The sequence below is a fragment of the Chryseobacterium tagetis genome (genome assembly GCF_016735585.2).
Lineage (GTDB): Bacteria > Bacteroidota > Bacteroidia > Flavobacteriales > Weeksellaceae > Chryseobacterium > Chryseobacterium tagetis.
In genome coordinates this window covers 334,913-356,638 of sequence record NZ_JAERSE020000005.1, presented here as the reverse complement: position 1 = coordinate 356,638, position 21,726 = coordinate 334,913, and the positions used below count along the sequence as shown (strand labels likewise).

General features: G+C 31.6%; 20 protein-coding genes. 3 read left to right on the top strand and 17 right to left on the bottom strand.

Annotation, left to right across the window (positions count from 1 at the left end; genetic code table 11):
- Window positions 1-46: 46 nt before the first annotated feature.
- From JI747_RS18440 to JI747_RS18415, 6 genes are all read right to left on the bottom strand, one after another.
- Window positions 47-949: a UDP-3-O-(3-hydroxymyristoyl)glucosamine N-acyltransferase gene (locus tag JI747_RS18440; RefSeq protein ID WP_225690336.1), complete on the bottom strand. Its 903-nt coding sequence runs from the start codon at window positions 947-949 to the stop codon at window positions 47-49.
- Window positions 950-1,022: 73 nt separating this feature from the next.
- Window positions 1,023-1,589, bottom strand: coding sequence for an elongation factor P (efp, locus tag JI747_RS18435; RefSeq protein ID WP_047440776.1), 567 nt, complete (start codon window positions 1,587-1,589; stop codon window positions 1,023-1,025).
- 24 nt (window positions 1,590-1,613) lie between these two features.
- On the bottom strand, window positions 1,614-2,405 hold the full coding sequence (gene lpxA, locus JI747_RS18430; RefSeq protein WP_225690335.1) for an acyl-ACP--UDP-N-acetylglucosamine O-acyltransferase: 792 nt from the start codon (window positions 2,403-2,405) through the stop codon (window positions 1,614-1,616).
- Window positions 2,406-3,803, bottom strand: coding sequence for a bifunctional UDP-3-O-[3-hydroxymyristoyl] N-acetylglucosamine deacetylase/3-hydroxyacyl-ACP dehydratase (locus JI747_RS18425; RefSeq protein ID WP_225690334.1), 1,398 nt, complete (start codon window positions 3,801-3,803; stop codon window positions 2,406-2,408).
- Window positions 3,796-4,827, bottom strand: a complete 1,032-nt coding sequence (gene lpxD / locus JI747_RS18420) for a UDP-3-O-(3-hydroxymyristoyl)glucosamine N-acyltransferase (protein ID WP_225690333.1) — start codon at window positions 4,825-4,827, stop codon at window positions 3,796-3,798. The genes JI747_RS18425 and lpxD overlap by 8 nt, the downstream gene beginning before the upstream one ends.
- Before the next feature lie 72 nt (window positions 4,828-4,899).
- On the bottom strand, window positions 4,900-6,126 hold the full coding sequence (locus JI747_RS18415; RefSeq protein WP_225690332.1) for an HD domain-containing protein: 1,227 nt from the start codon (window positions 6,124-6,126) through the stop codon (window positions 4,900-4,902).
- A gap of 291 nt (window positions 6,127-6,417) precedes the next feature.
- Between JI747_RS18415 and porX the strand changes: the two genes are divergently transcribed.
- From porX to JI747_RS18400, 3 genes are all read left to right on the top strand, one after another.
- Window positions 6,418-7,962, top strand: a complete 1,545-nt coding sequence (porX, locus tag JI747_RS18410) for a T9SS response regulator signal transducer PorX (protein ID WP_225690331.1) — start codon at window positions 6,418-6,420, stop codon at window positions 7,960-7,962.
- Between the two features lie 38 nt (window positions 7,963-8,000).
- Complete coding sequence (locus JI747_RS18405) at window positions 8,001-8,423, top strand: MliC family protein (protein WP_225690330.1); 423 nt, start codon at window positions 8,001-8,003, stop codon at window positions 8,421-8,423.
- A gap of 63 nt (window positions 8,424-8,486) precedes the next feature.
- Window positions 8,487-9,251 (top strand): exodeoxyribonuclease III, encoded by a 765-nt coding sequence (locus JI747_RS18400; protein WP_225690329.1) that lies wholly within the window; start codon window positions 8,487-8,489, stop codon window positions 9,249-9,251.
- 91 nt (window positions 9,252-9,342) lie between these two features.
- On the opposite strand, the gene JI747_RS18395 is transcribed toward JI747_RS18400, so the two are convergent.
- The 11 genes from JI747_RS18395 to JI747_RS18345 all read right to left on the bottom strand — a co-directional run bounded on the left by JI747_RS18395 (window position 9,343) and on the right by JI747_RS18345 (window position 21,712).
- Entirely contained in the window at window positions 9,343-9,714 is a 372-nt protein-coding gene (locus tag JI747_RS18395; RefSeq protein ID WP_225690328.1) for a septal ring lytic transglycosylase RlpA family protein, read from the bottom strand.
- 327 nt (window positions 9,715-10,041) lie between these two features.
- On the bottom strand, window positions 10,042-11,343 hold the full coding sequence (gene rimO, locus JI747_RS18390) for a 30S ribosomal protein S12 methylthiotransferase RimO (RefSeq protein WP_225690327.1): 1,302 nt from the start codon (window positions 11,341-11,343) through the stop codon (window positions 10,042-10,044).
- Between the two features lie 119 nt (window positions 11,344-11,462).
- Window positions 11,463-12,851 carry an exopolysaccharide biosynthesis polyprenyl glycosylphosphotransferase gene (locus tag JI747_RS18385; protein ID WP_225690326.1) on the bottom strand — a complete coding sequence of 463 codons (1,389 nt, stop codon included), beginning with the start codon at window positions 12,849-12,851 and terminating at the stop codon, window positions 11,463-11,465.
- Between the two features lie 92 nt (window positions 12,852-12,943).
- Window positions 12,944-13,489: a dTDP-4-dehydrorhamnose 3,5-epimerase gene (rfbC, locus tag JI747_RS18380; protein WP_225690325.1), complete on the bottom strand. Its 546-nt coding sequence runs from the start codon at window positions 13,487-13,489 to the stop codon at window positions 12,944-12,946.
- Window positions 13,490-13,641: 152 nt separating this feature from the next.
- Window positions 13,642-14,742, bottom strand: a complete 1,101-nt coding sequence (locus JI747_RS18375) for a glycosyltransferase (RefSeq protein WP_225690324.1) — start codon at window positions 14,740-14,742, stop codon at window positions 13,642-13,644.
- A gap of 186 nt (window positions 14,743-14,928) precedes the next feature.
- Window positions 14,929-15,996 carry a glycosyltransferase family 4 protein gene (locus tag JI747_RS18370; protein WP_225690323.1) on the bottom strand — a complete coding sequence of 356 codons (1,068 nt, stop codon included), beginning with the start codon at window positions 15,994-15,996 and terminating at the stop codon, window positions 14,929-14,931.
- Complete coding sequence (locus JI747_RS18365; RefSeq protein WP_225690322.1) at window positions 15,993-17,237, bottom strand: O-antigen ligase family protein; 1,245 nt, start codon at window positions 17,235-17,237, stop codon at window positions 15,993-15,995. The genes JI747_RS18370 and JI747_RS18365 overlap by 4 nt, the downstream gene beginning before the upstream one ends.
- A gap of 10 nt (window positions 17,238-17,247) precedes the next feature.
- Complete coding sequence (locus JI747_RS18360) at window positions 17,248-18,354, bottom strand: glycoside hydrolase family 71/99-like protein (RefSeq protein WP_225690321.1); 1,107 nt, start codon at window positions 18,352-18,354, stop codon at window positions 17,248-17,250.
- Between the two features lie 124 nt (window positions 18,355-18,478).
- Window positions 18,479-19,579 (bottom strand): glycosyltransferase family 4 protein, encoded by a 1,101-nt coding sequence (locus JI747_RS18355; RefSeq protein WP_225690320.1) that lies wholly within the window; start codon window positions 19,577-19,579, stop codon window positions 18,479-18,481.
- A 16-nt stretch (window positions 19,580-19,595) separates the two neighbouring features.
- A complete protein-coding gene (locus JI747_RS18350; protein WP_225690319.1) occupies window positions 19,596-20,843 on the bottom strand; it encodes a glycosyltransferase in 1,248 nt (415 codons plus the stop codon).
- On the bottom strand, window positions 20,840-21,712 hold the full coding sequence (locus JI747_RS18345) for a glycosyltransferase (protein WP_225690318.1): 873 nt from the start codon (window positions 21,710-21,712) through the stop codon (window positions 20,840-20,842). Before JI747_RS18345 ends, JI747_RS18350 begins: the two co-directional genes overlap by 4 nt.
- Window positions 21,713-21,726: the final 14 nt, after the last annotated feature.

Sequence of the window (21,726 nt, the reverse complement as noted above, 5' to 3'; positions counted from 1 at the left end):
AAATTTACTTATTTTTCTTTGATTTAAGATAAAACTTTCGATTTGTTTATTTGAGATTTCTCAGTTTTACTTCTTTCTTCAGGTATGTTTTAAAATCTTCTGCGAACATTCCGATGTAAGTTCCTTTTTCAAGGTCTCTGTTCACTCCGGTTTTTCCTAAAAGTACAGATCCTGTCTCGATTTTATTTCCGGAAGCAATACCAACCTGCCCCCACAATGTAACTTCATCACCGATAACACAGCAGCCTGCAATTCCTACCTGAGAAGCAATCAAACATTTTTTACCAATCACAGTATCGTGACCGATCTGAATCTGATTGTCTAAAACAGAGCCTTCCCCAATGATCGTAGAATCCGTAACTCCTCTGTCGATGGTACATCCGTTTCCAATTTCTACATTGTTTTCAATCACCACATTACCTACTGAGATCAATCGATCGAAATTTCCGTTTAGTTTTCTGTAATAAAAAGCATCACCTCCTAAAACAGTATTAGATTGGATCACAACATTATCACCAATAACCGTTCTGTCACCAATCACAACATTTGGGAAAATAAGGGTATTCTTTCCAATCTTCACATTATTTCCGATCACTGCAGAATGGTGAATATGAGTTCCTTCTCCTATTTCAGCATCATGAAGTTCTTCTCTGAAATTATAGATTCTGGTAAAATGAGTGTTGATTTTATTAAAATCTCTGAAAGGGTCATCAGAAATTAAAAGCGCTTTTCCTTCCGGACAGTCTACTTCTTTATCAATTAAAATAATAGTAGCGGCAGAATTTAAAGCTTTATCATAATATTTAGGATGGTTTACAAAAACTATTTCTCCCGGCTTCACCATGTGAATTTCATTAGTTCCTAATACTTCAAAGTCTTCTGAACCAACAAATTTTGAACCGATAAGATCTGCAATAGTTTTCAATTTTTGTGTAGAGTGAAATCTCATAACAATTGATTTTCTTATAAAACAAAATTCGGAATGCAAAGGCAAACCGAATTTATGTAAATTTTATTTAAAATTATTCTTTAACTCTTTCTAAGTAAGAACCATCTTCAGTGCTCACTTTGATTCTGTCTCCTGGTTCAATGAACAAAGGAACCATTACTCTTGCACCTGTTTCAACGATAGCATTTTTAAGAGCGTTGGTAGCCGTGTTTCCTTTTACTCCCGGATCAGCTTCTATTACATCTAAGTAAACAGATTGAGGAAGTTCAGCAGAAAGTGGAGTCTCGTCAACTTCTTTCAAAATAATTGTCACTTCTTCACCCGCTTTCATTAGGTTTGAGTTCTCAATCATTTCTTTATTTAAATATAATTGAGAGAAGTCATCGTTATTCATGAAGTGGAAACCATTCTCGTCATCATAAAGATACTGGAATTTTCTTGTAATTACTTTTACTTCTTCAATTTTGTGACCTGCAGAGAAAGTATTATCAATTACTTTTCCGTTTGTTACAGATTTTAATTTTGTTCTTACGAAAGCTGGGCCTTTACCTGGTTTTACGTGAAGGAACTCGATTACTTTATAAATATCATTACTGTACTCAATGCACAGACCTTTTCTGATATCGTTACTTGTTGCCATTAATTATCTTTTGTTTTTTATATTTTAATTGTCTTTCCCGGTTCCGTATCCTTTTACGATACCTCTAGGTGAATTCTGAATAAATTGAAGAATCTCATCTCTTTCAGCAGTAGGGAGCATTTCTTTTTCAATATGCGTGATTGCCTGAGAAACATTCATCTTCATCTGGAAGATTGCTCTGTAAATTTTTTGGATTTCAAAGATTTTTTCGTTGGTAAATCCTCTTCTTCTTAAACCTACTGAGTTAATTCCTGCATAAGACATCGGCTCTCTTGCTACTTTTACGTAAGGTGGAATATCTTTTCTCACCAAAGTACCCCCAGAAATCATCACGTGTTTTCCGATTTTACCAAACTGATGAACTGCTGATAAACCTCCCATTACGGTGTAATCACCAATTTCTACGTGACCTGCAATACCACAACCGTTTACAATGATAACGTGGTCCCCGATAACACAGTCATGAGCGATGTGAGAAGTCGCCATAATAAGGCAGTTTTTCCCGATCTTAGTGTGTCCAAGAGCTTTTGTTCCTCTGTTTACCGTCACACATTCTCTAATCGTGGTATCATCTCCAATGATTGTCTGTGTATCTTCACCATCAAACTTAAGATCCTGAGGAATTGCAGAAATTACAGTTCCCGGAAAAATTCTACAATTTTTCCCGATTCTTGCCCCATCCATGATGGTAACATTCGAACCAATCCAAGTTCCTTCTCCGATTTCCACATCCCCTGCAATGGTAGTAAAAGGTTCTACGATTACATTTTTGCTGATTTTCGCACGCTTATCTACGGCTGCTAATTGATGGATCATTTAATCAACTTTATTTTTTGCAACTTGGGCCATTAGTTCTGCTTCTACCGCTACCGTATCTCCTACGTAACCGTAACCTTGCATATGTACAATTCCTCTTCTGATAGGCTCAATTAATTCAATTTTGAATATAAGCGTATCTCCAGGAATTACTTTTCTTTTGAATTTTACTTTATCAATTTTAATGAAGTAAGTAGAGTAATTTTCAGGATCAGGAACGCTTGCCAAAACAAGAATTCCTCCTGTCTGTGCTAAGGCTTCTACCTGAAGAACTCCCGGCATTACAGGTTCTTTCGGGAAATGTCCAACGAAGAAAGGCTCATTCATTGTTACATTTTTAAGACCTACAACGTGAGAGTCTGAAAGTTCAAGAATTTTATCAATCAATAAAAACGGTGGTCTGTGAGGCATTAATCTCATAATTCCGTTGATATCGAAAACAGGTTCTTTTGTCAAATCAAAATCAGGAACGTTTTTCTTCTTCTGCAATTTCCACTGACGGTTCAGTTTTTTTGCAAATTGGGTATTTACGAAATGTCCCGGTTTGTTAGCAATTACTTTCCCTTTTATTTTCACACCTGCCAACGCTAAATCACCGATTACATCCAGTAATTTGTGTCTTGCCGCTTCGTTTGGATAGTTTAAGTTCAGATTATCAAGAATTCCGTTTGGTCTGATAGACACATTGTCTTTACCAAAAGCTTTCTTTAATTTTTCTGTAGTTTCAGGGGTAAGATCTTTATCCACATATACAATCGCATTAGAAATATCTCCACCTTTGATCAAACCGTGATCTAAAAGCATTTCTAATTCGTGTAAGAAACTGAACGTTCTTGCAGATGAAATTTCTTCTTTAAATTCTGAAATATTTTTAAGGGTAGCATTCTGAGTTCCTAACACTTTAGTTCCAAAATCTACCATCGTAGTAATTTCGTAAGTATCCGAAGGAATGATTGTAATTTCTGATCCGGTAGCCGGATCACTGTAAGTAAGAACTTCTTTTACCACAAGATATTCTCGTGCTGTATTCTGCTCAACAACTCCAACACTTTCGATAGCTTCCACAAAAAACTTAGAAGATCCGTCTAAAATCGGAGGTTCTGAAGCATCCATCTCTAACATGGCATTATCAACATCACAACCTACTAAAGCCGCTAAAAGATGCTCACAAGTATTGATCTTTACTCCTAATTTTTCTAATGTTGTTCCTCTTTCAGTTGCAACTACATAATTAACATCAGCTTCGACTTGAGGATGTCCCTCCAAATCTGTTCTTACAAATACAAAACCTGTATTTTCTTTTGCAGGTTTGATGGTCAATTTTACTTCTTTACCAGTATGAAGTCCGATTCCGGAAAGTGTCACTTCTTGCTGAAGTGTTTTTTGCATATCACTCATTAGTTTTATCTTTTGAGGTATTCTCAAGATTGTTTATTTTATTTACAATTTCAGGTAAATTCCTGAAATGTACATAACTCCTTAAATAGTCGTTATAGCTGATTGCCGGAGAACCGTACAACGTTTCTTTATCATTCACGCTTGAATTCACCCCACTCTGAGCCTGAATTTTCACCTGATTTCCGATTTTAATATGTCCAACAACTCCCACTTGCCCTCCAATCTGGTTCCAGTCGCCTATAATTGTAGATCCGGCAATTCCGGCCTGTGCTGCAATTACATTATTCTGACCAATTTTTACGTTATGCGCAATTTGGATAAGATTATCGATTTTAGTTCCTTTTCCAATAATGGTAGAACCAATTGTAGCTCTGTCTATACTGCAGTTTGAACCAATTTCAACATCATTTTCAATAATGACATTTCCTAATTGAGGAATTTTTTTGAAACCTTCCGGAGTGGGCTGAAAACCAAATCCGTCACCTCCGATTACTGTATTGGAATGAATCACACAATTGTCACCAATAATACAATAATCATATATTCTTGCCCCACTGTCAATTTTACAGTTTTGGCCAATCTTTACTCCTTTTCCTATGTAAACATGAGGATAGATCTGAGTTCCTGCTCCTATCTTCGCCTTTTCAGATACATACGTAAAAGCACCGATATATACTTTATCCCCAATCACAGCAGTATCATGAATAGAAGAACCATCTTCAATTCCTTCTTTTCTGCCCTGCATTTCCTGATACAGATTCATTAAAACTTGAAAAGAAAGATAAGCGTCCTTTACGGCGATTACGGTAGGATTATATATATCTTTTGATAAAAGTTGTTCAGAAACGATGATAACGGAGCATTTGGTAGTATCCAAATAATGGGAAAATCTATCTTGTGCTATAAAAGAAAGATGCCCTGTTTCTCCCCCTTCAATAGGTGAAACTCCAGTAATAAGTGCATTCTCGTCACCTATTATTTTTCCGTCAATAAAACTTGCAATTTGCGAAGCTGTAAATTCCATATTCTGCAAAGATAAGAAATTCTGTAATTCGCAAACATTTTTTAATTTTCGGATCGTAAATTTTAATATACTTTAAGAAATTATGCGGGAAATATCTCTTGGAAACATCAGAATATACCGTGTGGTTTTATTTGTAATTAATCCCGACAAAAGCTGATCTTCCGACTCTTCAAGTCTTATTTTTTTTCCGTTTTTCTGCAATAGAAATATCGGCTGTTTTTGGGTATCGTACGGTAAAAGTTTTCGCTTAATTTCATCTACCAGTTCACTTCCATTATCGATTCCGAAAAATTCATTAGTATTTTTTATTTTTTCTTCAATAAATTCGGGTTCAAATGCATGGGAAGAAATAATTGTCTTGGGCAGGTTTCTCTGAATCACGCATTTGCACCAATATGATAAAATAAAATCATCGGCGGATTGCCAATTCTTCATTGCCTGAATCACATCATTATCGTCAAGTTGTGTAAATCTTTCCACATCTTCATTTGTAGCTGAATTTTTGCCTCTGTGTAAAAAATATTTCAGATTTTCAGTTGCGGGAAGATCAACACCTTGGGAAACAAGATATTTTGCTCTTTCCAGAATTTTAACCAAAAGAAACTCTGCCAATGCAGATGTTTTATGATAATAAACCTGCCAGTACATGAACATTCTGGCCGTCAGAAAGTTTTCAATGGAGTAAATTCCTTTGGCATCGATTACCAGTTCACCTTCTTCGCAGACATTCATCATGGAAATGATTCGTTGTGTATTAATATTCCCCTCAGAAACTCCCGTGAAAAAACTGTCTCTGTTCAGATAATCCAGCCGATCAACATCTAATTGTGAAGAAATAAGCTGGTTAAAGAATTTTCTATGGTATTTCCCCTGAAACATTTCAATAGCGACTGACAATTTCCCGTCAAATTCTTCATTCAGTTTGTTCATTAAAAGCAGTGAAAGGTTTTCGTGATGCCAATCGTCCATCAACATACTTTCTAAGGCATGAGAAAACGGGCCATGACCTATATCATGCATTAAAATTGCCAACATTGCTCCTTTTTCTTCGTCTTCAGAAATTTTCACCCCTTTTTGCTTTAGCGTTTCCAATGCCATAAACATGAGATGCATTGCTCCCAATGCGTGGTGAAATCTTGTATGAGTAGCTCCCGGAAAAATTAAATTTAATAATCCTGTCTGTCCTATTCTTCTCAATCGCTGAAAATAAGGATGTTCAATAATGTCAAATAATATTTCGTGTGGAATTTTGATAAAACCGTGAACAGGATCGTTGATAATTTTTAGCTTATTCTGCATGAGAAAATAGGTGTTATATTGCAAAAATAAGGTTTTTTAAACATTTTTGTGTGAATTACCTTCAGGAAATCATCCATAAAACAGATGAAAAATTTCTTCAAAATTAAAGTTTTCAGAATACTTCTTAAAGCTGTTTTTTATGTCTATCTTTAAACTCTTATTCTCTTGAGAGAAAAATTTAAAGAAAGTATTTTCATTTAACTAAAATTTAACTATTAAAAGCTCTATTTTATTGTTTTTAAAAGGGTTTTGGTCGAAATTTTGATACTATAACCGTGAAAAATAAATATTATGTCAGAAAAGATATTATGGATAGATGATGAAATAGATTTACTAAAACCTCATATTGTATTCTTAGAAAAAAAAGGGTATCAGGTAACACCTGTTAATAATGTAAATGAAGCGTTGGAACTAATGGATTCCGAAAAATTTGCGCTTACCCTTATCGATGAAAATATGCCCGGAATCTCCGGACTTGAAGCCATTCCTATGATTAAAGAAAAAGATAATTCTTTAAAAATCGTGATGGTAACCAAAAGTGAAGAGGAACACATTATGGAGGAAGCCATAGGTTCTCAGATTGCAGATTATATATTAAAACCTGTCAATCCAAATCAGATCTTACTTTCACTTAAAAAGAACCTTCAGGAGGACAATTTGGTTGAACAGAAAACCATTTTACAATATCAGCAGGAATTCAGAAACCTTTCTATGGAACTTTCTTATCTGAGAACGTATCAGGATTGGGCAGAATATTATAAAAAAATCGTGAATTGGGAACTTAAGTTTGATAAAGTTGCCGATAACGAATTTGCCGATTTACTTCAGTCTCAAAAAGAAGAGGCCAACATTCAGTTTGCAAAATTTATAGAAAACAATTATGAAGATTGGTTGAGCGGCTCGGATAAACCAATGATGAGCCATACCTTATTTAAAGACAAAATAAAACCTGAAGCAGAAAAAGAAAAAGTTCTTTTGCTAATGGTGGATAATCTTAGATACGACCAATGGAGAGTAATTGAGCCTTTATTCACAAAATATTACAATAAAGTTTCGGAAGATTATTATTACAGTATTCTTCCTACAGCAACACAATATGCCAGAAACTCTTTTTTTGCAGGTTTAATGCCTTCTGAAATAGAAAAGCGTTTTCCTGATAAATGGTTTAATGATAATGAAGAAGGTAATAAAAACGAATTTGAGCGTGATTTTTTAGAAGATCAAATGAAAAGAATTGGTTTAGCTTCTAAATCAATGAAATATTTAAAAGTGCTGAATGCTGACTTTGAAAGAAAAATCTATGATGATTTCAATCAGCACAAGAATAATGATCTTTTAGTGATCGTTTACAACTTTATTGATATTCTTTCTCACGCGAAAACGGACAATCATATTGTAGATCAATTGATCAGAGATGATAAAACGTTCCGTTCCCTTACCTTAAACTGGTTTGAAAATTCATCTTTAATAAAAATAATTAAAGTTGCCGCTGAAAACGGTTTCAAACTGGTGATCACTACCGACCACGGAACGGTATATGTAAAAAAACCAAGCCGTGTTGTAGGTGACAGAGAAACTTCTACCAATATCCGTTATAAAACAGGAAAAAGCTTAACGTATGACAGCAGCGATGTTTGGGCAGTTTCAAATCCTGAAAAGCTATTTCTTCCTAAAGGAAATTTAAGTTCAAAATATATTTTTGCCAAAAACAATATTTTCCTGGCTTATCCTAAAAACTACAATCACTTTGTCAATTATTATAAAGAGACCTATCAGCACGGAGGAATATCTTTGGAGGAATGTATTATTCCGATCAGTATTTTAGAGCCTAAATAGTTTAGCATCACCAAAACAAAACCATTAAAATATAAAAAATGAAAAAATCACTTTTAATTTTACCGGCATTGGCTGCTTTATCGCTTATTTCATGTAAAAAGGAAGGCAATAAGAGCTCGGAAGTTATTTCGGATTCTACAAAAACTGTAATTACGGCAGATTCGATACAAAAAAGTACTTCAGATCTGTCTGCTGCTACGCCAACAGATTCTGCAGCTGTAAAGAATAATCCTATTATAAAGGCTAAATCTACTGCTGCAGACGGAAAAAGCATTGATATGACTTTTGATAATGGTAAAAATACTGCAACCATTGTTTATGAAGGAGAAACGATTGAATTGAAAGGTCAACCTGCCGCTTCGGGAATTTTTTATAAAAATGATCATTGGGAGCTAAGAGGTAAAGGCCTCGAAAACAATCTTTCGAAAGACGGAAAGGTCGTTTTCAAAGGAATTAAATAAAATTAAATGCCGGCTTTTGAGTCGGCATTTGTTTTTTTAATAGGCTTTTGATATATTTCAAAAATGAAATTAATTACTTACAACGTAAACGGAATACGCGCAGCTTTTACCAAAGATTTTTTAGGATGGCTGAAAACGGCTGATCCTGACATTATCTGCATTCAGGAAAGTAAAGCGGGTAACGACCAGATAGATATCGAAAGTCTTGAAAAACTGGGATATCACAGTTATTGGCATTCAGCAGTAAGAAAAGGATACAGCGGCGTTGGAATTGCTTCAAAAACAAAGCCTATTCATGTAGAATATGGTTGCGGTATTGAAAGCTATGACAACGAAGGAAGAATCATAAGAGCTGATTTTGAAGGTTATTCTGCTATTTCTGTCTACGTGCCTTCTGCATCCAATATAGAGAGACTGGAATTCAAAATGCAGTTTTGCCACGATTTTCTAAATTATATTAAAGAATTAAAGCAAACGATTCCTAATCTTATTATTTCCGGTGACTTCAATATTTGCCATGAAGCGATAGATATTCACGATCCTGTACGTTTAAAAAATGTTTCCGGCTTTCTTCCTATGGAAAGGGAATGGATGACCGATTTTATTAACGAATGTGAGCTTATAGACAGTTTCAGATTTTTTAATCAGAATCCGGACAATTATACATGGTGGAGCTACAGGCAAAATTCGAGAGCTAAAAACAAAGGCTGGAGACTTGATTATAATTTTACAAGTCATTCTTTAAAAGATAAACTTACAAGGGCGGTTATTTTGAAAGAAGCGGTACATTCTGATCACTGTCCTGCTTTGGTTGAGCTTAGTATTTAATCTACTTTACATTACTTTTAATTCTCTTCCACATTACCCAAAATAAAAAAGCCAACTGTATTCAGTTGGCTTTACATTTAAAATCATAAGTTTAATCGACAATTTCATATTCGACCGGAATAGTACCATGATTGATATTTCCGATCTCATCGAACGCGGCTTTAGACATATCTAGAGCTCTTGATGAATGGTAAGGTCCTCTATCGTTAACTTTCACTATAACTGACTTTCCATTATCCAAATTGGTCACTTTAATATTCGTGCCAAATGGAAGCGTTCTGTTTGCTGCTGTGAATTTAGCATTATCAAATACTTCACCGCTAGCTGTTTTTCTACCATTAAATTTATCGTGGTAGTACGATGCATAACTTGTTTTTTTCGCATCTGTGGCATTACTCGTAAAAGAGAAAATACCAAAGGTTGAAATCATCATTATGATTACGAGAATGAATCTTTTCATCATTTTGAATATTTTAGGGGTTTATGACGGAGCAAAAGTAACAGGATTATTTATATAGACCTATTTAAAATGTTAAAAAACGTTAACATTAGGTTAATGAAATATTAATTAAATCTATAACCTCCTATTAATAGGCACTTTAGACTATAGTGTTAAAAAACGTTAAAAAAAACGTTAAAAAGTTAATTTAATTAACTAACTACAGCATAATTCATATACCACAACGTTAAAAACCATTTATTAATCAATAACTTACAACATTGAACCACTTTATATATTTAATAAAAAAACCAATGAAATAATCATTGGCTTATTTATATCTAAATGTTTTTATACAAGTTCTCCGTACAGATCAAATTCTTCGGCTGACGTAATTTTCACATCGGCAAATTCCCCGATAGAGATATAAGTATCTTCTGCCGATACCAAAACCGTGTTATCTACATCTGGAGAATCGTATTCTGTTCTTCCGATAAAATAGTTCCCTTCTTTTCTGTCAAAGACACATTTAAAAGTTTTTCCAATCTTCTCCTGATTCTTTTCCCAAGAAATCTGAGACTGAAGCTCCATAATCTCTTCTACTCTTGCTTCTTTCACTTCCTGTGGGATATCATCTTCCAAAACGTAAGCTGTCGTATTTTCTTCATGAGAATAAGTGAAACAACCTAGTCTGTCAAATTTCTGCTCTCTTACCCAGTCTTTAAGCTCCTGAAATCTTTCTTCAGTTTCTCCGGGATATCCTACAATAAGGGTAGTTCTGATCGCCATATCCGGAACTTTCTCTCTAAACTTCGCCAATAAAGCGTCTGTTTTTTCATGAGTCGTTCCTCTTTTCATTGATTTAAGAAGATCCGAATTGATATGCTGTAATGGAATATCTATATAGTTGCAAACTTTTGGCTCTTCTCGGATAATATCCAATACATCTTCAGGAAAACCGCTCGGGAATGCATAATGCAATCGGATCCATTCAATTCCTTCTACTTTTACCAACTCTTTCAAAAGATCCCCTAAAGCTCTTTTCTTATAGATATCTAATCCGTAGTAAGTGAGATCCTGAGCAATAAGTATTAATTCTTTTGTTCCTTTTTTAGCAAGTTTAGCCGCTTCATTGACTAATTTTTCAATCGGAGTAGAAACATGTCCTCCTCTCATCAATGGAATTGCACAAAACGAACATGGTCTGTCACAACCTTCAGATATTTTAAGATAAGCGTAATGTTTTGGAGTCGTCGTTAATCTTTCTCCTACTAATTCATGCTTATAGTCTGCTCCTAAATGTTTTAAAAGTATCGGAAGATCTCTGGTTCCAAAATATTGGTCTACATCAGGAATTTCTTTAATCAAATCCGGTTTGTATCTTTCAGAAAGACATCCAGTCACAAAAACCTTCTCCACCTCTCCTCTATTTTTAGCATCTACATAGTCTAAAATGGTATTGATAGATTCTTCCTTGGCATTATCGATAAATCCACAGGTATTGATCACCACAATATCTCCTCTGTCTTCATGCACCACTTCTTTACCATTGGCTTTCAGCTGGCTCATTAAAACTTCCGAATCGTACACATTTTTGGAACATCCCAATGTGACTACATTAATTTTCTTTTTACCTACAGATTTTGTTCGCATCTTTCTATTTTTCAGGGTGCAAAGATACAAAATATTAAAAAGGATAAATTAAAAAAATAAAACCACCTTAAAAAAGTGGTTTTCAGTATTCTATTTAGTAATGTAAATTAAGTTTTACTTTAATAAGCCTGTTCATCTCCTCTCACTATATTATATAAGGTAAGGAAGATTATTTTGATGTCAAGGAAAAAGGACCAGTTCTGGATATACCAAATATCTTTTTCAATTCTTTTTTCCATATCTCTATGAGAAAATATCTCTCCTCTGGAACCCATCACTTGCGCCCAACCTGTAATGCCAGGTTTTACAATGTGTCGGGTCATATATTTTTTAGTAATTTTTGAGTACATTTCTGTTTGAGACAGCATGTGAGGTCTAGGTCCCACGATAGACATATCTCCAAGAAAAACATTGATAAACTGAGGCAGCTCGTCGATACTTGTTTTTCTCATAAATGCTCCAAATTTTGTTACTCTAGTATCGTTCTTTTTAGTAGTTTCTAAATCAGCATTTTCATTAGAAGTCATACTTCTAAATTTGATACAATCAAAGGGCTCGTTATTTAATCCTGATCTTTTTTGTCTAAAGAATACTGATTCATTACTCTCTAACTTTACAATAAGTGCAATAACAGGTATAAGCCACGATAGAATAAATACAATTACAAAAAGTGAAAACGCAATATCAAACGTTCTTTTTAAGATTTGTTTTTTAGGATTTGACAGCGGTTCTCTGATAAGCTTTAAGAACGGAATCTCATGCACCACATCATAATAATGAGGCCCAAGATTAAGATATTTAAAGTCAGGAACCATATAAATTCTGATCATTTTATGTTCAGCCACCTCAACGATCTGTTTATATAGATCAACTTCAATCTTACTATCACAAAAAATGATATTATTAATTTTAGAGTTCTCTAAATCTTCAAATAATTTATCTATTCTACCTAAATATTTATTTTTAGTTTCTGTTTCTCCAGATGTGTAGGTCCCTCTTATTCCCATAGATTTTCTCAAATCATGATTTGACAATAATGAGGTTGATAATTTATTTTCGCCAACAAGTACTGTATTGAAGGAGTAAAATTTTCGGCCAATTTTAATTCTGTTTTTTTTTCTATATAAAAATAAAACGAATCTTGTAAGCGTCATGAAAAAACCAATCAATAGAAAATAAAGTATTACATTTCTATAGTCAATATTTACACGAAGAATAAGTCCAAAATAAATTGCAGAAAAGACTGTCAGTAAAATAAAAGATTTTGTCAAAGCATTAAAATGCAGCGAAGATTCTTTTATTTTCAGACATTTGTACGGTTTTGTCATTGTAGTAATAACAAACCAGGAAATATTTAAAAGAATAAATTGAGTAATATAACTTTGGGTAAAATCTTCTTTATCTGAGTTAAAAAAATATAATTTCCCTAGAATCAAAAAAAGATTGATAATAATATAATCCCCAACCAGAAAAATTTTGGGTAAATGTTTAAAAAAATAAATTAACATAATCCGGTAATGATTCTTCTAACTTTTAAAGTTGCTGCATATTCAACGTAATTAAAAATTGGGTTATTAATTCTTATTCTCCTTCGAATATATTAAAAATTTTTCAAAGAAAATACAGGTTGAACTTTATCTTTTTCTGAAAGTATAATATCGTCTGAAGGCAATTGCCAATCAATATTTAAGTCAGTATCATTCCAAAGCACACCACCTTCTGAAGCTTTATCATAGTAATTATCACATTTATAAGAAAATACGGCTGTTTCACTGAGAACTGAGAAACCATGACCGAATCCTCTAGGAACATATAATTGTAATTTATTGTCAGCTGTAAGTTCAATTGAAAACCATTTTCCAAATGTTGGAGAATCTTCACGTAAATCAACCGCTACATCTAAAACTTTTCCTTCCAGACAAGATACTAATTTCGCCTGTGCTTTATCTCCTTTCTGTAAGTGCAATCCCCTAAGAACACCATAGCTTGATTTAGAGATATTATCTTGTACAAAATGACCGTTCATTCCTGTAAGCTCATTAAATTTTTGTTCATTGAACTTCTCATAAAAATAGCCTCTGTCGTCTTCAAAAACAGTAGGTTCTATAATATAGCAATCTTTAAGGGGGGTTTCTTTAATATTCATATTCTAATAAATAATATAGTATTTGAAAATTTTCTAAAAAAATTATTTTAAATTCAAAAACGTTATTTCATAGCTAATAATTTCAAAATGACAACAAAACTAAAAATAAAATACTTAACTTTCTTATTTAAAAGTTAAGTATTATTTAATATTTATATTTTTTCTTTTATAAACGAATCAAGACTATTAATAAAAACATTATTGCTGAATTTTTCTGCATGCTGACGAATAAATAATGGATTAAAGTTTTGCAAATTATTTTCAAAGTTTTCTACTGCATCTTTCAAAGATAAAGCATCCTGATGCTTAAAAAAAACACCTGTTTTGTTTTCTAAAACAGTTTCTAAAACACCACCTTTGCCATAAGCAATAACCGGAGTTCCGCAAGATTGAGCCTCAACAGGAACAATACCAAAGTCTTCTTCTGCAGCAAATACAAAAGCTTTAGCTTTTGCCATATAATCTCTCATAATCTCTAATGGCTGATATCCCATTAATATCACATTCTCTCCTGCCTTTTTCTTTATTTTTTCAAAATCCGGACCAGTACCTATTACAATGAGTTTTTTATCTTGTAAATATTGGGAAAAAGTTTCAACAATTAAATCAACTTTTTTATAAGGAACCATTCTTGAGCAAGTAAAATAATAATCTTCTTTATCCTCTTTAATGCTAAAATTATCAATATCTACAGGAGGATAAATTGTTATAGATTCTCTGTTATATATTTTACTGATCCTTTGTTTTATAAACTTTGAATTACTTATAAAATGATCTACTCTATTTAGAGAAGCTATGTCCCACAATCTTAGTTTATGTAAAAAATATTTAGCAATAAAACCTTTAATCCCACTTTCAAGTTTAGCTTCTCGGAGATATTGAAAATGCAAATCCCAAGCGTATCGTACCGGAGAATGACAATAACAAAAATGAATTTGATTTGAATTGGTAAGAACACCTTTGGCGACACAATAAGAAGAACTTATAATAATATCATATGAAGACAGATCAAAAGTTTCTATTGCTAAAGTGAAAAGAGGAAAATAGTTTCTATATTTTTTTTTTGCAAACGGTAATCTTTGAATAAATGAAGTGGTAACTTTGGAATCTGGAATTTCTAATTTCTTTAGAATTTTTTTATCACAAACCAATGTATAAATATCCGCTTCAGGATACATTTTAAAAATTTGTGAAAAAACTTTTTCAGCCCCTCCCAGCTCCGTTAGCCAATCTTGTACGAGTGCTATTTTCATAATGATAAACTAAAAAAGTAAATTTGAGTTTTAAATCAAATACAACTTAACAGTTAAAAAATTACTAAAGCATTATGCTTCCTGTATAAATCATAAGAGAACTACAAATATATCTTTTTATTCTTTGTAAAACAAAAGTTTAAATATATATCTGTTATCATACCATAAAATCTGCATCAACTAAAATCACCTTTCGCATTCCTCTAAAAGCTTTAATACTTTTTTTGCACTTTTTCCCCAATCATATTTTTTTTCATTATCTAATCCCTTTTCTATTTGCTGGAATCTATTCATATAGTTAAGATGGAGATTCATTATATAGGTCAGCTGAATGGGATCGTGTGGATTGATATATGATACACTATCTTCAAAAATCTCATGAAAACAGGGAATATCTGAAACAATAACCGGAGCCTCACACTTTTGCGCTTCCAAAGGAGGTATTCCAAATCCTTCATACAATGAAGGATATATAAAAGCTAGTGAGCTTGTATAATACTCCATTAATTTTTCATCTTCAATCCGTCCTAAAAAAACAATTCTATTATTCAAATTATATTTTTGTAAATCATAATTTGAAAAACTTCTATTATCTAAATCCCCTACGACGTATAAATAAATATCTTTTTCCGTTTTACTTAAATCATCAAAAGCTTTCAAAACCAAATTTAAATTTTTTCTGTAATTAAGTGATGATACTGTTAAAAAATATTTTTCTTTTTCAAGATCTGCATTTCTAATTTGTTGAAATTCTGGACTAACTGCATTGTATATGACATGTATTTTATTATCCGAGATATTATAATATTTAATAATTTCTGACTTTGAAAATTCACTTACAGTAATAATTTGTTTTGCTGAATATGCTAGTTTAGGAATAAGGTACTTATATGTTATTAAAAATTTTTTTGAATATGTTTGGGGATAAATCTCAAAAGCGATATCATGAATGGTAATAATATTATTACGATAGAACAAAGGTCCTGTATTACAGAGATTTAATAAAATTGGTGAACTATTTTTAATTAAGAATCTACGCAAATCTATTTGTTCCCAGATATGCGATTTGTTATGCCCCACTATTTTAACATTTAATTCAGCCGCAATTTCTTTATGTATGATATCTTTCGGAGCAACAAAAACAATATCATCATTAAGTTCTCTTTTAAGTATTTTAGAAATTTCAATAGCAAATCTTTGCACACCTGTTATACGCTGTGTAAGGAAACGTGCATTAACAAAAATTTTTTTCATTTTATCTGCTCAATATCAATTTCTTCGGTTATTAAATTCTCATCTTCAAGATCATTTATATACTGCCACTTATCAAGGTTCAAAATAATTGCTAAAATAAACCAAGAAATAAAAACAGCACATTGTTCTTGGAAAATAGGAAAAATAACAGAATAGCTCAACCAAGGAATAGTATAAAAAACAATAAACCTATTGGATTGGGTGAAAACAAAGTTTTTGATGAGAAAATAAATCAAAAATATTCCTATTATACCAAAACAAACTATAAATGATAACCACGAGTTTTCAAAATCAAACCATTTTTCATATCGCGGTGAAAAATACTTACCAGAGATTCCTAATAAAAAATGATCTTTTGCCTTATTCCAACCATCAAGTAAATAAAATACTCTTAAACTGTCTGAAAGATTTTCATTCTTACCTGAAGCTGTTCCTTGAGCAGAGAGAACATTTTGAAGAATAACAATAAATCCCAAGATAATAATTGTTATCATATTATTAATTTTCACCTTATATAAATTAAATTTTACATAAAATAAAACACCCACACTAATAATTGTCAAAAATACTCCTGCACGAGTATTACAATAAAAAATCGTTAGAAATACAGCAAGAGAGAATACATATCTCAATACTTTATTTATATTTCTATTTAAAAATACTGTAGTTGCAATGAACCAACAATATTGACTATATGCCATTGGGCTTACAAAACAAAATCTAGGTCTGGTTTTTCCATCTCTTAACATAGAAACCTCATCCAGTTTATCAAAATCTACACTAAAATAAGTGGAATTATTAGTTGGAACTTCATAAAGAAATACAAATAAAATTCCTAAAGTCATGATTATCATCAAAATTATAAGGTCAATTTTATATTCTGGCTTTTCAATATACCGGAAATAAAGATACAATGGGGGACCCATAAAAAACCAGGTCAGATATTCCCAATAATCAAAATCTTGAAATACCTGAAATAAGATAATACAAATAATGGTAATAAAATATGTTACAAAAAATTTACTCTTCGAGAAAGCTACAATTCCTACTAAAGAGCAAAAAATATACAATCCGTCTTTCCATAAAGATGTTCCCAAAAATTTCGTAAGTAATGGGTACATTGGGAAAAATATAAAATAAAACCTCAGAATATATACAAATATCTTACTGTAAGAATAATCGGTAGTTTCACTACCTTCATAACTGTCTTTTATTTTAGAAACGGGAAGAAAATCATTCATAATTAATAAGTTATTTTTTCAATTCTTTTGCAAGTTGTCCCGTAAGTTTAAGGTAATAATCTTCCGGGATATTTTTATCATGAGCAACAAACCTCATAAAACCTGTATCGGGCGGATTTTTCGAAATTTTGAATATCGCCGTACCTTCATCAATCTCATCAAACATTGCAACATACACATTCTTAACTTTAGCTTTTTCCACATTATTAATCATATTTTGATAAAAAGCTCCACTCTTTCTTGGGATCTGATTCATTGGTTCCGAATTCTTAAGATTGTGCCAACTAAAGCCTGGGTATATTACAGGTAAATATTCCAACTTATTTTTTTTACACCATTCTAGGTCATCTATTAATATTTTTTGATTTTCACTGAAATTATCATATCTTACTCTTCCTACAGACCAGGGCATAATATAGTCTGCTTTCTTTACCAAACTATGAAGTTGGGGATCAGAAACACTATCCCCATTCAAAGTTCTCCAAAAATACGGAACCCCTAAAACAATTGAACAATTTCCATATTTTTTGTCATTCTTTAGAAAGTTCATTATTTTATCTATATAGCTAAGTTTTGTCTCCGAATCATTTAAGCCTACAATGATGAGACCTACTACAGGCTTATTATTATTGAATAAATAAGCTTTCCCATTAGAAGATGTTATTTTTAAATTATCCACCAAAAACTTCCAATCCTCTATTATTTTATCCGCATCATTTTCAGTTTTAATCCCGCCTATATCATACATTACAGACATTGCCCTACCATATTTGTCACCATATTTCATCATATTTAAGAGAACTTTTATATGATGCTGCCTTGTTCCATCCCAAAGTGCTAAGAAAAAACGCTGTATAAACGCTCCATCTATTCCGTAATCTCTCATCCATTTCACATGTAATTCTGATGTGGAGGCATCGTTTGAGCTGAAAAGGTAAGTTGGTTTTCCTTCCTTATCAATAATCTTTGTTTTATATGTTTTTTTATATTCTTTTGTATCCGGCCACATATCAAACTTACTCACCTTTGAATCAAGTTTCCAATCTTTAGCATAATGATACCACCCTATATTTGCACTATCTCCTTCCGCAGCAAACCATCCTTGATAACCGGTCATAACCATTTTATTATATTGATTAAACCGAGGCTTTGGTGAATGTTTTAACTGAGCAAAACAACAATTCGAAACAATACTTAATAATAAAATTTTTAAATTTAAATGCAGCATTTTCATTTTGAATTTATTTTGTAATAAATTTAATCAAATTACTAATTTCAATTCTGGGAATATTATTGCTTGGATATTCATTTATATCATAATGTAAATACTTAAGTATAGAACATTTGAGTTCTTCTTTACTATGTGGATCTATAAAGGTTATTTGTGCATTACTTTCTACTATTTCACCAGCTTCTCTAAGTTCTGAAATATCTGAAGTAATTACTGAAGTTCCACACATCAAAGCCTCTCTTACCGGAATTCCAAATCCTTCATATAGAGAGGGAAATACAAAAGTTTTTGCTTGTGAGTATATAGCTGGCAAATCATGTTCAGCTACATATCCCGACAATTGGATATAATCTGAATATTGATCTATTAGTTGATTTAGCTTACTGTTTTTCCAGCCTTTTAGACCAACAATTAATAATTTTACATCAGATATCTTTTTTTCCTGAACTAATTCTATAAACGAATTTATTACTAATAAGAGATTTTTTCTAGGTTCCAAATTACCCACAAACAATAAGTAGTCAGAATTTATTTGATATTTTTCAAGTACCCCATTGATTTCATCTTTGTTTCTTTTAAAATATGTAGGAGAAACTGATGGGTTAATTATTTGATCCGTTTTTATCCTAAAAAAATGTTTTAATTTATCCGAAGTTCCTCTACTATTTGTAACGATAAAATCTGCAGATTTCACATCTTTTTTATAAAAAAATATATGCGTTAAACGATGTAACCGTCCCATTGTACCAGGGACGATCTTATAATTTAAATCATGAATAATTGCAATTTTTTTTACATTAGGAGATAAAACAGGAAAAAAGCCTGACGTTGATATATAAACATCAAGATTATCTTTTTTAATATATTTCCCTGAAAAAAATTTTAGCCAGACTTTACCTGGCATTTTCAAACTAACTGTATCTAAATATTCTCTTTTAATAATATTAGATTCCAGATGATCTGATAAAACTATTTTTCTATTAGAATAAGCAAAATATTCTGCATCAGGAATATGTCTAGAAATTTCTTCAACTAGATTAATGATATACTTTCCAATCCCTGTTGGTTTTTCTTGAAAAGGAAATGCGTCAATTCCTATTTTGATACTCACTGTTTTTATAAATAGATTATTTTTTTATGTCATCAAGAAAAAAATCATGACTTTCCAATCTCGTTTTCATCCTTATGTATTTAATAAGAAAATAATAACGTTTAATTCCAAAAATGAAGATGAAGAGTTTTATTAAATTATTGAATATTTTATCAATCTTTTCCAGATTCACTTTTTTTTCTTTTACTATCCCCAAATTATAATTTGCAGTTTTATCTGTAAGAATCAACCTTTTAGATTTAAGAATTTTATAAAAGAGCTCCTTTGAAGAAAACGCATCAAAGTTCATAATCTCGTTTTTTTCCAAATAAACTCTGAACAACCTTCTATGAAGAGGAATAATAGCATCTCCATTGTCAAAATTATTGAAGGAATAACTTAACTTAGAAAAAAGATCGTACTTATTTTTATTTACAAGCTCTGAATATTCATTTATAATAGGAATAAATGATGGAAAAACTTCAATATTATATTTTGAGTGTCTCCTATTTATAACGGTCCTATTATAAGGATCAAAACCGGAAAAGTGGAAGAAAAGAAGCGGGTATTGTACCTTTGTCCTTAAATCTTCAATAAGATATTTGTTATCTTTTACAATAAGTTTTCTCTCATGTAAATTCCAAATTGCAATATTGATTCCTGCATGATGGGATATGAGAATATCATTTGGAAAAAAACCAGGTAGAAAATCAATCCATCTTTGATCTACATGTAAAGAATCTTCCTTATCCGCATAACATTTATTGAAAAGTCTATTTTTCCACCACTCAATAATTTGCTTCCCAATCAGGTTATTTTTTATGGCTCCAAAACCTAAATTATAAATACCAACAAATAGAAGTTCTTCTTCCGTTACAGATCCTGTATATTCAGTTTCTATGTGATTATAATGCGGAGTGATAACCATAGAAAAACTATCAAGATCATTGTAAATACTTTCTAAGCTATCTGTAACAAAAATATCAGGATCAAGATAAAGTACTTTATCATATCCTTCTTGGAATAATTTATTAAAACAAAAAGGCTTTATAGAGGTTGCAAATTCTATTACATTATATTTGAATGCCATTCTTTTCCAATCATGGATCCAAGAATCATCTAATTCTACTACATTTACATCAGAAATATCGTCTGTTTTTTCATCTGCCAAAAAAAGATAAAAATCAATTTCAGGATTATATTTCAATATTGAATCTCTCAGTGTAAGTGCTTGAGCTAAATAATTTTTGGCACATATGGTGAAAATCGCTTTTTTTATATTCATTTTTCCATATTTTTTACATTAACATTAAAATATCCTGACCTTCCTTCTATAAAATGCTTAATTCCTAAAAAAATTGATTTTATTTTATTCCCTTTATCATTTTCAGCCAATATAATTTTAATAATACGGAAAAATATATGATTTTTCAATACCGTCACTTTATAATGGCGAGGGAATTGAGAAGGAAATCTTTTCCATATTGCAAGTTGGTTCCTTACAATAAAGTATGTACGGAATGCAGAATAATTATTGATATTAAACCCCATTTGGGTTTTTTCAATATATCCTACCGTATGATTCATAACAATACTAGGGAATACAATTGTTTTTTGGTTGTATATCCCTTTTAACCGATAACAATATTCATAGTCTACAGCATCAATAAACAATTCTTCATCAAAATATCCATATTTTTTAAAATTATCTAAAATAAAAACAGAACCTGAAGTAATTGTATCACTAACATATAAAGCAGCTCCTTTATCTTCATAAAGTGTTTTTTTATCCTGAAGAGGATTGATGCCATAAATGGCTACATCTTTCACATTGTAATTCAATATTTCAGTTTTATACTTTAAGATCATTTTTTTTTCAAAATAACTATCCTGATCCATTGTTAAAACATGTGTGAAATTTCTAGATTCTGCTACTTTAACACATTCATTTAATGCCTTTCCAATGCCTACATTATTCTCATTCCCTAAAGTTTCTATTTTATCATAAGAATTAATAATATCCTGACATTCGTCATTTATATAAGAGTTTTTCCAACAAAAAACATGGTCTGTCTCTTCAACAAATGATAAAAGAGATTTCTCAAGACTATTTTTTTCCGGATGATATAAAACTATAACGGTACAGAGCTTCATTAATTAAATTTCTT